The sequence below is a fragment of the Streptomyces sp. AM6-12 genome, assembly GCF_044327085.1.
Classification (GTDB): Bacteria; Actinomycetota; Actinomycetes; order Streptomycetales; family Streptomycetaceae; genus Streptomyces.
Genome location: NZ_JBIQWN010000001.1, coordinates 5,781,569 through 5,795,231 on the forward strand (window position 1 = coordinate 5,781,569; position 13,663 = coordinate 5,795,231).

The following is a 13,663-nucleotide window of genomic DNA, read 5'->3' on the forward strand; positions in this document are numbered from 1 at the left end:
TGACCTCATTTCAGCGTCAGGAACCGCTGCACCAGCACCGCGAGCACCACGGCGAGCAAGGGCACGGCGAACCAGAAACTCCCCTGGAGAAACCGCAGTTGACGCGCCCCCGGCCGCACCGCCACCCGCAGCACCTCGCGCGCGGCCAGCACCAGCATCAGCACCACGGCGGCGAGCGCGCCGACCACCGACCAGGACGTCCACGTCACCCGCGGTCCGGCCGGTCCGGGGTGTGGCCGGGGGACGGGCCCCGCAGGCCGCGCGCGCAGGGCGTACACCGTGGCGTCGCCGTTGACCAGGACCCTCGTCAGCTCCGGCCGGGCGTCCAGGCTCCGGCTGAGCCGGGAGCCCCAGGCCGCCGGGTAGCCCGCGGCCAGGCGCAGATACGTCACCTGGCTCTCGTTGACCAGCAGATACGACCGCGGCCCCGCGTCCTTGAGCGCCTGGACCAGCCCGGACACCCGAGCCGGGTCGGCCGGCGCGAGCGTGGGGACGTAGTCGACGCGCTCCATGTCCTTCGCGCCCCAGGGCAGTGACGGGGTCACGTCGTTCACCGGGTCGTCGCTCAGCCACAGCAGCCGTACGGTCGGCCGGTCGTGGGCGTACACCCAGTCCATCGCCGCGACCTCGCCGGGCCGGGTGCGTTCGAAGGGCTCGTTGCCCCACCGGGCCACCAGGAAGCCGCCCATCAGCAGCAGCCCGGCGAGCAGCGCGGCCACCGGGGCGAGCCGCGGCCGGTCCGCGGCGCGCGGGAAGAACGCGAGGGCGCCGAGCAGGGCCGCGCCCGGTACCGCGAACATGAAGACGCGCAGCGCCATCTCACCGCCGTACGACTGCATGCCGAAGCCCAGGAACGGGACGAGGGTGAGCACCGCGAGCGACCGTTCGCGGTACCCCTTGAGGCGCCGGCGCCACCAGCCCCAGCAGGCGAGCGCCAGCACGGCACCGGCCAGCAGCACCCGTGTGTACAGGACCAGCTTGTGGGTCGGATCGCCGCCCTGGATGCGGCCGGAGACGGAGGTCGAGACATTGCCGCCGATGCCGCCGATGCCGCCGAAGAGGTCGTCGAAGTGCCCGGACCAGTACGGCTCCGCCATGAAGCCGAGCCACACGGCGACGAGCACCGCGCACAGCAGGGGCAGTCCGCGCAGTTCGCAGCGGCGCAGCAGGACGAGGGCCGCGAGGACGCCCAGCATCATGAACGGGGTCAGCTGGTGCGCGGGCACGGTCGCGGCGTACAGGGCCAGCAACAGCAGGAGCAGGGCGGTGCGTTGGCGCCGGTCGGTGGGCGGCGGCTCCGCCTCGCCCGGCCGCGGCCGTGCCGTCGGCTCGCGGGGCGGGCGGAACCACACCAGCAGGATCGCCGTGAACAGCAGATACAGCAGGAAGGTGAAGCCCTGCGGGGAGAAGTAGTCCTGTCCGACCCAGCCGCACAGGACGAACAGCCAGACGCCGGTCCACTTCGCCCGCCAGTCCGCCCGCATCGCGCGGGTGAGCAGCAACGTCGGCGCCAGATAGGCGAGTTGGATCGCGGTCGGCCACCAGCGGATGACCTCGGTGAAGTCGGTGACCCCGCAGGCCCGGGCGGCGAACGCGGCCACCGCGAAGAAGCCCGGCCAGCTCCAGCGGGCGTCCAGGTCCGGGACGGCGGAACCGGTGCGGTCGATGTAGTCGATGAAGCCCAGGTGCTGCCAGGCCGTCGCGAACCGCGGCTCGGTCTCGATCACGGCAGGCAGCGCGTGCAGCGACACGACCGTGGCGAGCAGCGTCACCAGCAACAGGGCCCGGGGCTCCCTGCGTCGCCCCAGCAGAGCGGCGAACACCACGACCAGCAGCGCCGCGCCGGCGAACGTGGGCCACGGCAGCACCGAGACCAGGCCCAGCCCGCCCATCCGGTCCAGCTCGGCCTCACCGATCGGGAGGGCGGGGAGCCAGTAGAGAAGAAGGGCGGCGACCAGGAGGGAGACGAGGAGGAGGGGCAGGCGCAGGCGGGTGGCGGGGGGAGAGGGCTGTGGCTGTGCAGGGGGCGCCGGACGCGTCAGGGGTACGGCCTCTTCAGCGGCCTGCCCCCGTCCTCGCGCCCACGTCGGCGTCCGGCGTCGTACCGGCTCCTCGCTCATCCCCAGGTCCGCCAGATCGCCGTCCGGTGCCACCGCGTCCGGCACGCCCCCGGTGCCCGTCGCGGGGGCCGCCCGCACCGTCCGCCACAGGCGCGGCGCGGCGATCGTGACGATCACGGTCAGGCTGGAGACCTCGGCGACCCCCTCTCCCGCGAGCCCCGTCCGCGGCAGGAGCAGCAGGGTCAGGCCGAGGACCAGGACACACAAAAGCCCTTGAAGCCAGGCTAGTTGCGAAGTGCGGCTCTGGGCGCGCAGCACCGCGAAGTAGGTCTCCATGACGACCCGGAGCAGCGTGCCGACCGCGAACAGGCGCAGCAGCCCGGTCGCCGCGTCCGCGTAGCCCGCGCCGAAGACGCCGAGGATCCGGGGCGCGCCGAGGAACAGCACCGCGCTGATCGGCAGCATGATCCGGGCCATGCGCCGGAGCGCCGCGCGGGCGTTTGCGGCCAGCCGTGCCGGGTCGTGCGAGCCCTCGACGGTCAGGGACGCGCCCATGTTGACGGCGAGCAGATTGCAGGTGCCGCCGATGGTGGTGGCGATGTAGAAATACGCGTTCTCCGCGGAGCTGACCCGCGCGGCGATGATCACCGGCACCAGGTAGACCACGGCGAGCGAGAACAGGGAGCCGGTGTAGTCCCCGGCCAGGAACCGCCCGACCTCGCGGACGGTCGGCGGCCCCGCCCGCCCGGCGGTCGCCTCGACGTGCCGGGGCACCAGACGGCGGAAGACCAGCCAGCCCAGCGGCACGACGGAGGTGGCGATCGCGGCCACCCAGGACACGAAGACCCCGGTGGCCGGCAAGGCGACGGCGAACGCGGCGAGCAGCACCAGCTTCACCGCGGAGAACACCGTGTTGCCCACCGGCACCCAGGGCGCGCTGCGCAGCCCGGTCAGCACGCCGTCCTGGAGGGTGAGCAGGTTCCAGGCGACCACGGCCGCAACGAAACCGAGACCGGGGAGCACTCCGTGCAGGAAGCGGTACGACGGCCCCCAGACGCCCAGGGTGCCCAGGAACACCCCGGCGGCCAGCGCCACGAGCAGAGAACTGCCCGCGTACGTACGGAAGATGAACCTCCCGGTGCGTCTGCCGGACACCGGGATGAACCGGGCCAGCGCCCCGGTCAGGGTCACCGCGGTGAGCCCGGCGAGCAGCTTCATCGCGGCGATGGCGGCCGAGCCCCGGCCGACCGCGGCATCGGAGTAGTAGTGCGCCGCGGCCAGCCAGAAGCCGAGGCCCAGGACGGCGGAGATCCCGGTGTTGAGCATCAGCGCGTACGCGTTGCGCAGCAGCGGCCCCCCGCCCGCCGTGCGGGCGGCGCCGGGCACCTTCGCCGCCTCGGGTCCGGGCGCGGTGGTCGTGTCAGTCACGGGCCCGACCGGCCTTCCGGACCGCCGGGCCGATCCGCCGCACCCCGCGCACCAGCGCGTACCCGCGGGTGAGCGCCCGGTCCCGGGCGAACGCCCGGCCGATGCCCCGCCCCCGCAGCAGCCGGTTGAACTCCCCGGCGTCCGTGCCACGGCGCACCGTGACCCGGCGCAGCGCGTACGGCCCCTGGGCGCGGCGGGCGAGCGCGTTGCCGACGGCGAGCGCCTGCGCGTACCCGGCCGCGCGCACCGCCCGGCGCACCCGGCGGGTGGAGTAGCCGTACGGATACGCGAACGACTTCGGCCGCGCCCCGAGTTCGGCGGCGAGGATCTCCGTGCACCGGCGCAGCTCCCCGGCCAGCGCCGCGTCGTCCAACTGGTCGAGCTGCGGATGCGTGTGGCTGTGCCCGCCGATCTCCACACCGGAGGCGGCGAGCCGGCGCACCTGGTCCCAGTCGAGCATGGTGTCGAGGCCGCCCCCGGTGTCGTACGCGCCCCGGAGCCAGCCGGTGGAGACGAACAGGGTGGCCGGGAAGCCGTGCCGGGCGAGCACGGGCAGGGCGTGCCGGTGCACGCCCTCGTAGCCGTCGTCGAAGGTGATCAGTACCGGGCGTGCGGGCAGCGGCCGCCCGTCGCGCCAGTGCGCGGCCAGCTCGGCGGTGGTGACGGGAGTGCGGCCCGATTCCGCGACGAGTCCCATCTGTTCGGCGAAGGCGTCGGGGGCCACCGACAGGGTCCGGGTGGCGGCGCTGGGCGCGGCGGCGACGGAGTGGTACATGAGGATGGGCACGGCGAGGTCACGCACGCGGGCCCCCTCCCGGATCGCCGCTCGCCCTTCGTCGTGCGGCCGTACGACCCCGCCGTGCCCGGACGCTGCCCACCGCGAACCCCGCCGCGGCCGTGAGCGCCCCGGCGACGATGGCGCCCGCGCGGCCCGCGCCGCCCGGCCGGCCGAGCAGGGCGTCGCGCAGGCCCCGGACGACACCGGCGGGCAACACCCTTGCGGTGTACCGGCGTTCGGACTGAAGCCCCTCGGCCGCGCCGACGCGGTGTGCCACCAGGGCCTTGGACAGGCCCTCGGCGTAGGCGCGGGTGCGGAAGTAGGCGAAGTTCTCCCGGCCCCGGGGCACCCGGTGGTGGATCACCGCGCGGTCGTCGACGAGCAGCACCCCCTCGGGGCGGGCGCGGGCCAGGCGGATGCACAGCTCCGTCTCCTCGCAGCCGAGCGGGCGGTGGCCGCCGTCGCGCCCGATGCCGGTGGCGAAGCCGCCCGCCGCCTCGAAGGCCGCCCGGCGGAACGAGGCGTTGCCGCCCAGGACGTTGCGCACCCGCACCCGGCCCGGCGGCAGCCCCCGGTAGGTACAGCCCACCACCCAGTCGAACTCCTCCGGGAACCAGGCGGGCCGCCGCCCGGACGCCCACACCGGCTCGGTGCGCCCGCCGACCGCCAGCACCCGCGGATTGGCGTACGCCTCGGCGAAGCGGCGCAGCCAGTCCCGTTCGGCCACGGCGTCGTCGTCCAGGAAGGCGATCACCTCGCCGCGTGAGGCGGCGATGCCGGTGTTGCGGCCCGAGGACAGGCCGCGCGGACCGGAGTTGGTCAGCACCCGCACGCCTTCGGCCGCCCGGTACGCGCGCTCCAGCCGTTCGCCCAGGGCCGGGTTGTGGTCCACGACGAGGAGGATCTCCAGAGCCGGGTACGACTGCGCGCGCACCGAGCAGACCGCCGCGCGGATGTCCGCCCAGCGGTCCTCGGTGTACACGCAGATCACGACGGAGATGCCGGGATCGCTCAACTCGCCTCTCCCTGCCGGGGCTTGAGCAGCGGGGAGTGGCGCACCCGGTGGCGCAGGGCCCGCCGGTTGGAGCGCTCGCGCAGGATCACCCGCAGCACCCGCAGCCCGTCGCGCACCGCCCGCAGATTGCTGGTCCCGTGGATGCGCAGGTACTCGTGGCTCGGTATCTCCTGCACTCTCAGGCCCGCCTTGACCACTCTGATGTTCATCAGGGTCTCGACCTCGAAGCCGGTGCAGTCGAGCTCGATCTTGTCGAGGCAGTGCCGCCAGAACGCGTTGTAGCCGTAGCACAGATCGGTGTAGCGGGCGCCGAACTTGCGGTTGACGACGGTGCACAGCGCCCAGTTGCCGAGTCTGCGCACGAAGGTCATGTCGTCGGTGCCGCCGCCGTTGGCGAAGCGGGAGCCCTTGGCGAAGTCGGCGCCGGAGACCAGCGCCGAGACGTAGCTGACCATCTCGCCGCCGTCCGCCGAGCCGTCCGCGTCGACCATCACGATGATGTCGCCGGTGCACGCCTCGAACCCGGTGATCAGGGCGTCCCCCTTGCCCCGACCGCGCTGCGGTACGACCTTGAGGCGCGGCCACAGGGACCGCGCCACCTCGACGGTGCCGTCGGTGGAGTTGCCGTCCACGAGCACGACCTCGTGGATCCAGTCGGGCAGGCTCTCGAAGACGTAGGGCAGGTTCCTCGCCTCGTTCATGGCGGGGATCACCACGCTCACCGGCGGGGTGATCGCCAGGTGCGAGGAGATGGGCCGGTAGTGGGTGACGAGCAGCGGATCGCGGCCCGGACTCGGCGGGCGCAGCGCTGGACTCATGGTTGGTTCCCTCTCGTCCGGTGGACCGCCCGCCGCCGGGCGGCCCGGCTCGGGATCCGGTTCGAAAGGGGGGTTCTCCTCCGGGGCGCGGCGAGCGGTAGTCCGTACCCGCGGACGAGCTGGCAAAGCTGTCCGGGCCGCCGGGCGAGCATGACGGCCGGTCGCGCGGCCCGGCCCGGTCACCGCTCGCGGTCACCGAACACGGCACCCCCCTACCGCGCTGCGCAGCGAAGGCACCACGGCACCCGGCCCTCCCCAAGGACCCGGTACCGGCGTACCGCTGCGGTTGAGCTGTATGACGGTATTGACGGTTGAGCCCGAAAGGCAAGACCCGGAAGGTGTCTCACCTTTCCCATGATTGGTCCGTTGAGTAACAGTGGCTCACCTTGCTCAGTCTCGTGTGCTTTTACCGGGAATCCGATCCCTCGGCAGCGCGAGGAGCAACAGGAGCAGACTCAGTACGGCGACGACGGCCACCCCGCCGCGGACGGACCACTGGTGCACCGCGAGCATCACCTGGGCCACCAGCATGTCGACGACCACCGCGCCCGCGAGTGCGCACAGGGTCCGGGCGAAGGGGTCGAGGCCGCGCAGGGCCAGGGCGATTCCGGCGGCCGGCGCGAGCAACAGGTAGAGCAGAGCGCACGGTGCGCGCAGCGCGGAGCCGGAGTCGGTGAGGGCGAGCAGTGCGCCGGCCACCGGGACGGCGGCCGCGGCTCCCGCGAGCAGCGGCGGCAGATCCCTGTTGATCCATAAGGTGCGCATTGGCGACTTTGCCCCCCGAAGCGCCGGATGCCGGGTTTTAATGTGGCGCAGTCCTGAGGGGGCGTCAAGGGTGGCTGCCCCCGGAGCACCGACGAGAGCAGGCATCTGAGGGGCGGTCAACAGAGTTGACATGTACGCGCAATACATAAGCAGTAAATGTTTGAAGACGGTCTTATTGAGAGTCAAAAATTCTTGGCATGAACACTTCCGGTCAACGCGCGTAGGCGCTACTTAAGTTGCCGCAGCCTTCCTGCTCACCTGGGAGATACTCCATGAGACGTTCCCGACTCGCCGGAATCGTCGCTCCACTCCTCCTCGCCCTCGGCCTCGGCTTCACACAGGCCGCGTCGGCGCAGGCGGCGTCCAACAGCGGTGGCTACGTGGCACTCGGCGACTCCTACGCCTCCGGCGTCGGCGCCGACGACTACATCAGCTCCAGTGGCGACTGCGACCGCAGCACCAACGCCGCCGCGTACCTGTGGAACGCCGCGCACAAGCCGGCCTCGTTCGCCTTCAACGCCTGCTCCGGTGCCACCACGGACGACGTGCTCGCCAACCAGCTCGGCTCGCTCAACTCCTCCACCTCGCTGGTGTCCATCAGCATCGGCGGCAACGACGCCGGGTTCTCCAGCGTGATGGAGACGTGCGTGCTGAACTCCGACAGCACCTGCCTGTCCGCCATCGCCAACGCGAAGTCGTACGTCACCAACACGCTGCCCGGGAAGCTCGACGCCGTCTACAACGCGATCCACTCCAAGGCGCCCAACGCCCGTGTGGCCGTGCTCGGTTACCCGCGCTTCTACCTGCTCGGCCAGGTCTGCCTCGGCCTGTCCGACACCAAGCGGTCGGCCATCAACGGTGCCGCCGACACCCTGGACAACGCCATCCAGTCCCGCGCCGCCGCCCACGGGTTCGTCTTCGGCGACGTCCGCAGCGCCTTCTCCAGCCACGAGATCTGCTCCAGCGACTCCTGGCTCCACAGTCTCAACGTGCTCGACCTGACCGAGTCGTACCACCCCACCGCGGACGGCCAGTCCGGCGGCTACCTGCCGGCGCTCACCAGCGCCGCCGGCTGACCCGAACGGGTGAGCACCGAGCGGCGCACCGCCGGTCCCGCCCGTCAGGGTGAACTCGCCGACCGGCCCGCGGCGTCGCCGTAGCGCCTGGTACCTCCCGAGGTGAGCCCGCCGTGTGCACCCGGCGGGATCGCCCGGCGCGCGGCAGGGGCTCCGGCCGATGGGGCCTGCGCCGGCCCCTCGGCGGGTGCGTGAGATGGACCACGTTCCCGGCCGCCCTCTCGTGGCGTCCGCCACCCGTGCCGAGCCGCCGCGGGCGGACGCGGACACGGCGGCGGGGCCATCGCATCCGGGCCGTGCCCCGGACCGTGACCCGGACCCGTCGTCACCCAGGGCCTCCGCGGGGGCGACACGCCCTTGATCACCAGGGGCCGGCGCCCGGCGGCCGTCACGCCCCGTGACGGCGGCCCCCGCAGCGACGCTTCGGCGCGAGCCGATGGCCAGCCCGTTGTCCAACTCGCCCTGAAACCGGTCGGATTCGGAGAGTAGTCAGCGCGGCATGGTCAACGCCCTTACGGGAAAGGTGAATCCTGAAGGCGCGATACACGAGTGCCCCGGTGGGGAGATAGGGTTACTCTGCCCGGGGCCGGGTGGACTCGTACGGGTGGGGAGTGACATGGAACAGATAACAGTGCGCAGCAGGGCCAGGGTCCCTGCGATCACCTGCGGGAGCAGCGCGACCAGCTCGCGCCTCGACCGGCACCTCGCGGTGCTGGGCGGACCCGCCATACCGCAGCAGAAGACCGTCGAGGCGACCTCGCTGATGCGGGAGCTGACGGCGCGGGACCACCGGCGCACGCACAGCGACCGGGGCGCTCGGGTCCGTCGGGTCTCCCTCTTCGCGCCCCTGCGCCGACTGCGTCGCTCGCTGTTCGGCAGCCACTAGCCGGTCACCGGCCGGCCGTCGGGCCGGCCCCGATCCGGCCGACGATCCCGGCCCCGACCCGGCCACCGCCCGGCCCGTGAGCGCCCGACCGGCGCTCACCGGGGGCACCAGCGGTCCCAGACGCCGTCCGGGGCCCGCGCTCAGGCCGCCACACCGTCCCGGCGCAGCGCTGCGATCTCCTCGTCCGTCATCCCCACGGCACGCAGCAGCGCCCCGGTGTGCTGTCCGAGCGCGGGCACCTCGCCCATCCTCGCCTCGCCCCCGCCCGGCAGCGTGAGGGGCGGCAGCAGCGCCCGCAACGGCCCCACCGGCGAACCCACCTGACGCCACCGGTCGCGGGCCGCCAGCTGCGGATGCTCCGCCAGCCCGCGCGGATCCCGCAGCCGGGCACAGGCGATGCCCGCCTCCTCCAGCCGCGCCACCGCCGCGTCGGCGTCCAGCGCGCCGAGCGCCTCCGCCACCGCCGCGTCCGTCTCCCCCCGGCGGGCGACCCGCGCCGCGTTCGTCGCGAACCGCGGATCGGTCCCCAACTCCGGCCGCCCCAGGACCTGTTCGGCCAGCCGCCGCCACTCCCGGTCGTTCTGCACCGACAGCAGCACCTGCCCGCCGTCCGCCGTCGCGTAAGCGTCGTAGGGCGCGATGACGGGGTGCGCGAGCCCGGTGCGCGCCGGGGGTTCGCCGCCGTGCATCGTGTGGTGCAGCGGATGCCCCATCCACTCCGCCAGCGAGTCCAGCAAGGACACCTCCACCGGCCCGCCGCGCCCGGTGACGCCCCGGCGCACCAGCGCCGCCAGCACCCCCGAGAAGGCGTACATGGCCGCCGCGATGTCCGCCGCCGGGATGCCCGCCTTCACCGGCCGCTCCGGCGTCCCGGTGACCGACACCAGGCCCGTCTCGCACTGCACCAGCATGTCGTAGGCCCGCTTGTCCGCGTACGGACCCGAGGAGCCGTACCCCGAGATGTCCACGGCGATCAGCCGCGGGTGCGCCGCGCACAGCGTGGCCGCGTCCAGCCCGAGCCGGGCCGCGGCCCCGTGCGCCAGGTTCTGCACGAACACGTCCGCGTCCGCGACCAGCCGCCGTACGACCTTCCGGCCGCGCGGGTCCTTCAGGTCCAGGGCGAGGGACTCCTTGCCGCGGTTGCACCACACGAAGTGCGAGGCGAGGCCGCCCGCCGCCCGGTCGTAGCCCCGCGCGAAGTCGCCCCCGTCCACCCGCTCCACCTTGATGACACGGGCCCCCAGATCGGCGAGCTGCCGCGTCGCGAAGGGCGCGGCAACGGCCTGCTCGACGGCCACGACGGTGATGCCCTCCAGGGGCAGCGGCTGAGCTTCCGACGGCTGTCGACCGGCGGGCTCCATGGCGTGTTCCGCGAGGTGCTCCATGGGGTGGATGATCTCCCGCTCGGGCGGGTCTGTCAGTACGGCATATGTCACTCGCCGCGCCCCGGCCGTCCCGGTCCCGGCGCCGCTACCACAGGGCGAACTGGCCCTCCGGCCCCTCCTCCGGGCGGTCCAGGACCGACGCGGGCAGGCGCGCCGCGCGCGGGGGCGGGAGGACGCCCGAGTGGCGCAGGTCCGTCGCCGTGACCGACGAGGTGATCCGCAACTCGTCCCGCTGGGCGCGGACTTCGGCCAGCAGGGTCAGGACCGTGATCAGCTCCAGGAGTTCGGAGGTCCACGGCTGGGGCCAGGTCGCCGGGCGGATCGCCGCCAGGGCGCCGGGGGGCGCCGCGGCCGTGCGCACGGCGAACCAGGACTCCAGGACCCGGACCCCGTCCAGCTCGTAGTCCCAGGCCGCGGCGGGGACGGGGGAGACACGGCCCCCGTCCAGGTGGAGGGTCTCCTCCCCGGGGTCGTAGCGGAGGGTCTCCGGGCGGGGCGGCAGCGGGGCGCGGACGTAGGGGCGGCGGCCGCCGGGGAGCCGGGGGCGCTCGCCGTCGCGGCGCAGCAGCCACAGCATGCGGTGGCCCAACCGCACGCCGGACGACCAGAGTTCCGCGTCGTCGGTCAGCGGGACCGTGTGGTCGGGGCGGACCACGGCCAGGAACCAGGCGGCCAGGTCGAGGGGGGTGACCCGCACGCCCAGGCGGGCCGACAGATCGTCCAGGAGGCCGGGCGCCAGGTTGGGGTCCGCGGCGGCCGGCCGGCGGTAGAGGGGGCGGACGCGTCCGGCGCGCGGCGTGGGCAGGAGAGAGGTGGCCAGCAGGGGATGGTGCGCGTCGGGGGTCTCCACGAGGAAGATCTGGTGCTCGTCGGCCACTCGCCACAGCTCCGGGCGGGCCGCGTCGAGCAGCCGGTGGTCCGGGATCAGCCACTGCTCGTCGAAGGGCGCCGCCAGCACGCGTACCGGCTCCGCGCACGGGCCCGTGGCGCGCGCCAGGCGCTCCGTCCCGGCGGACCGGCCCGGCAGCTGTCCTACGGCCGAGTGCAGGGTGCGGGCCCTGCTCGGCTCGAACAGGGCCTCGCGGTCCGGCAGATCGGCCTTCAGCAGGGCGTCCCAGCGGGCCCGCAGACAGGCCGGGTCGGGGGCCATCGGCCAGGCGCGGCCCGGCCGCGGCGGTGCGACGGACCACGGCATGAGGTCCGCCGGCAGCGGAGCGTCGTCGTCGTACGGCACGCTGGGCATCGTACGGGCCGGCGGCTTCCGGCGGGTCAGGTGGCGTCCAGGGTCACCGTGAAGGAGAAGCGGTCGCCCCGGTAGTGGATCACCGCCACGTCCAGCACCCGGCCCTCGGTGTCGTAGGTGATGCCGGTGTAGTGCAGGATCGGGCTGAGCAGCGGGACCTCCAGGAGACGGGCGGTCTCCGGGTCGGCGAGCCGGGCCTCCACCGTGTCCGTGATCCGGCTGATGTCCGCCCCGACGACGTCCCGCAGCACCTTCGTCATCGGCCAGCGCACCAGATCGTCCAGGTCGATCCGCTCGGCCAGTTCGGGGCGTACGTGGTTGACGGCGTGGTTGGTCGGCTCCCCGCTCTGCTCGTCGAAGCGCAGCCGGTGGTACGTCGCCACCTCGGCGAGCCCCGGAAAACACTCCGTGAGCCCGCCCGGCACCGGCGCGGGCCCGTGGGCCAGCAACCGGGTGCGCATCCCGGACTGCTGGGCCACGATCGCGTCCACCGAGCCCAGCAGCCGCACCGGGGCGCCGCGCCGGGCGTCGGGCTCGATGAACGTGCCGCGCCGCCGGTGCCGGCTGATCAGCCCCTCGTCCTCCAGCTCCTTCAGCGCCTGCCGCATGGTCAGCACGCTCACCCCGTAGTGCTCCGCCAGGCGCTCCTCGGTGGGCAGGCGCAGCGGGTCCGCGGGCGAGCGGCCCAGTATGGAGGCGCGCAGCGACTGCGAGACCTGATACCAGAGCGGCAGTTTGCGGTTCAGGACGATCGAGTCAGGGGCGAAGGAGGTCACGCTGCTATCCGTACCGGGTCGCGAACGACGGGCGCAACACAGACGTCAGATACGGAAGTTGCGCGTCAGGCCCTGCCACACGCCGTCGTACTCCTGCTGGAGGTGGTCGGCGCGGGCCGCGTGCGGGGTGAGCGTCACCGGCCAGCGGGTCTCGAACATGAAGGCGAGGCCGTCATCGATCTTCTGCGGCTTCAGCTCGGCCGTGCTCGCCCTGTCGAACGTCTCCCGGTCCGGGCCGTGTGCCGACATCATGTTGTGCAGCGAGCCGCCGCCCGGCACGAAGCCCTCCGCCTTGGCGTCGTAGGCGCCCTCGATCAGGCCCATGTACTCGCTCATCACGTTCCGGTGGAAGTACGGCGGCCGGAAGGTGTCCTCGCCCACCAGCCAGCGCGGCGCGAAGACGACGAAGTCGACGCCGGCCAGGCCCGGCGTGTCCGAGGGTGAGGTCAGGACGGTGAAGATGGACGGGTCGGGGTGGTCGTAGGAGATCGAGCCGATCACATTGAAGCGGCGCAGATCGTAGACGTACGGCACATGGTTGCCGTGCCAGGCGACCACGTCGAGCGGCGAGTGGTCGTACGTGGCCGTCCAGAGGTTGCCGCAGAACTTGTTCACCACCTCCACCGGGCCCTCGGTGTCCTCGTACGCGGCGACCGGCGCGCGGAAGTCCCGTGCGTTGGCGAGCCCGTTGGCGCCGATCGGGCCGAGGTCCGGGAGGCGGAACGGCGCCCCGTAGTTCTCGCACACGTAGCCGCGGGCCGAGTCGTCCAGCAGCTCCACCCGGAACCGCACCCCGCGCGGGATCAGCGCCACGTGCGCCGGCTCCACGTGCAGCCGCCCGAACTCGGTGTGCAGCAGCAGCCCGCCGCGCTCCGGGACGATCAGCAGCTCGCCGTCGGCGTCGGAGAAGACGCGCTCCATCGAGGCATTGGCGTGGTACAAGTGCACGGCCATGCCCGCGCGTTGGGTCGCGTCGCCGTTGCCGCCGAGGGTCCACAGGCCCGCGAGGAAGTCGGTGCCCGCGGCCGGCTCGGGCAGCGGGTTCCAGCGCAGCCGGTTGGGGTCGGGCACGGTCTCGGTGAAGGGCGCCGTACGGATCGAGCCGTTCGCGGTGCGGGTGAACCGGGGGTGCGCCGCCGACGGACGGATCCGGTACAGCCACGAGCGCCGGTTGTGCGCCCGCGGCTCGGTGAACGCCGCGCCGCTGAGCTGCTCCGCGTACAGCCCGAGCGGTGCGCGCTGCGGCGCGTTGCGGCCCTCGGGCAGGGCGCCCGGTACGGCCTCCGAGGCGTGTTCATTGCCGAACCCGGTCAGATAGGAGAGCCCCTCGGCCGTCTTGCGCGCGTCCCCGCTCATGGTCGCCCCCACGCTCCTTCGCGCTCGTTGACTGCGTCCGCGTATTCCTATGGAACACCGTAGGAATAGGCGGGGCC

Annotated in this window: 11 protein-coding genes; 2 read left to right on the forward strand and 9 right to left on the reverse strand. The window is 73.3% G+C overall.

Translation table 11 applies throughout. From position 1 onward, the window contains the following. Positions 1-5: 5 nt before the first annotated feature. The 5 genes from ACE4Q9_RS26315 to ACE4Q9_RS26335 all read right to left on the reverse strand — a co-directional run bounded on the left by ACE4Q9_RS26315 (position 6) and on the right by ACE4Q9_RS26335 (position 6,864). Positions 6-3,488, reverse strand: a complete 3,483-nt coding sequence (locus ACE4Q9_RS26315; protein WP_397986705.1) for a lipopolysaccharide biosynthesis protein — start codon at positions 3,486-3,488, stop codon at positions 6-8. Then, positions 3,481-4,290: a polysaccharide deacetylase family protein gene (locus tag ACE4Q9_RS26320; protein ID WP_397986706.1), complete on the reverse strand. Its 810-nt coding sequence runs from the start codon at positions 4,288-4,290 to the stop codon at positions 3,481-3,483. The genes ACE4Q9_RS26315 and ACE4Q9_RS26320 overlap by 8 nt, the downstream gene beginning before the upstream one ends. Then, on the reverse strand, positions 4,283-5,281 hold the full coding sequence (locus ACE4Q9_RS26325; protein ID WP_397986707.1) for a glycosyltransferase family 2 protein: 999 nt from the start codon (positions 5,279-5,281) through the stop codon (positions 4,283-4,285). Before ACE4Q9_RS26325 ends, ACE4Q9_RS26320 begins: the two co-directional genes overlap by 8 nt. Then, positions 5,278-6,099, reverse strand: coding sequence for a glycosyltransferase family 2 protein (locus tag ACE4Q9_RS26330; RefSeq protein ID WP_397986708.1), 822 nt, complete (start codon positions 6,097-6,099; stop codon positions 5,278-5,280). Before ACE4Q9_RS26330 ends, ACE4Q9_RS26325 begins: the two co-directional genes overlap by 4 nt. Positions 6,100-6,489: 390 nt before the next feature. Then, a complete protein-coding gene (locus tag ACE4Q9_RS26335; RefSeq protein WP_397986709.1) occupies positions 6,490-6,864 on the reverse strand; it encodes a hypothetical protein in 375 nt (124 codons plus the stop codon). Between the two features lie 272 nt (positions 6,865-7,136). Between ACE4Q9_RS26335 and ACE4Q9_RS26340 the strand changes: the two genes are divergently transcribed. Further along, positions 7,137-7,940, forward strand: coding sequence for an SGNH/GDSL hydrolase family protein (locus tag ACE4Q9_RS26340; protein WP_397986710.1), 804 nt, complete (start codon positions 7,137-7,139; stop codon positions 7,938-7,940). Between the two features lie 616 nt (positions 7,941-8,556). Further along, entirely contained in the window at positions 8,557-8,826 is a 270-nt protein-coding gene (locus tag ACE4Q9_RS26345; RefSeq protein ID WP_397986711.1) for a hypothetical protein, read from the forward strand. A gap of 140 nt (positions 8,827-8,966) precedes the next feature. Here ACE4Q9_RS26345 and ACE4Q9_RS26350 read toward each other — a convergent pair whose 3' ends face one another. From ACE4Q9_RS26350 to hmgA, 4 genes are all read right to left on the reverse strand, one after another. Next, complete coding sequence (locus ACE4Q9_RS26350; RefSeq protein ID WP_397986712.1) at positions 8,967-10,211, reverse strand: CaiB/BaiF CoA transferase family protein; 1,245 nt, start codon at positions 10,209-10,211, stop codon at positions 8,967-8,969. Positions 10,212-10,296: 85 nt separating this feature from the next. Further along, positions 10,297-11,454 (reverse strand): type ISP restriction/modification enzyme, encoded by a 1,158-nt coding sequence (locus ACE4Q9_RS26355; protein ID WP_397986713.1) that lies wholly within the window; start codon positions 11,452-11,454, stop codon positions 10,297-10,299. Between the two features lie 26 nt (positions 11,455-11,480). Continuing rightward, positions 11,481-12,230, reverse strand: coding sequence for a GntR family transcriptional regulator (locus ACE4Q9_RS26360; RefSeq protein WP_397986714.1), 750 nt, complete (start codon positions 12,228-12,230; stop codon positions 11,481-11,483). A 45-nt stretch (positions 12,231-12,275) separates the two neighbouring features. Then, complete coding sequence (gene hmgA / locus ACE4Q9_RS26365; RefSeq protein ID WP_397986715.1) at positions 12,276-13,586, reverse strand: homogentisate 1,2-dioxygenase; 1,311 nt, start codon at positions 13,584-13,586, stop codon at positions 12,276-12,278. Positions 13,587-13,663: the final 77 nt, after the last annotated feature.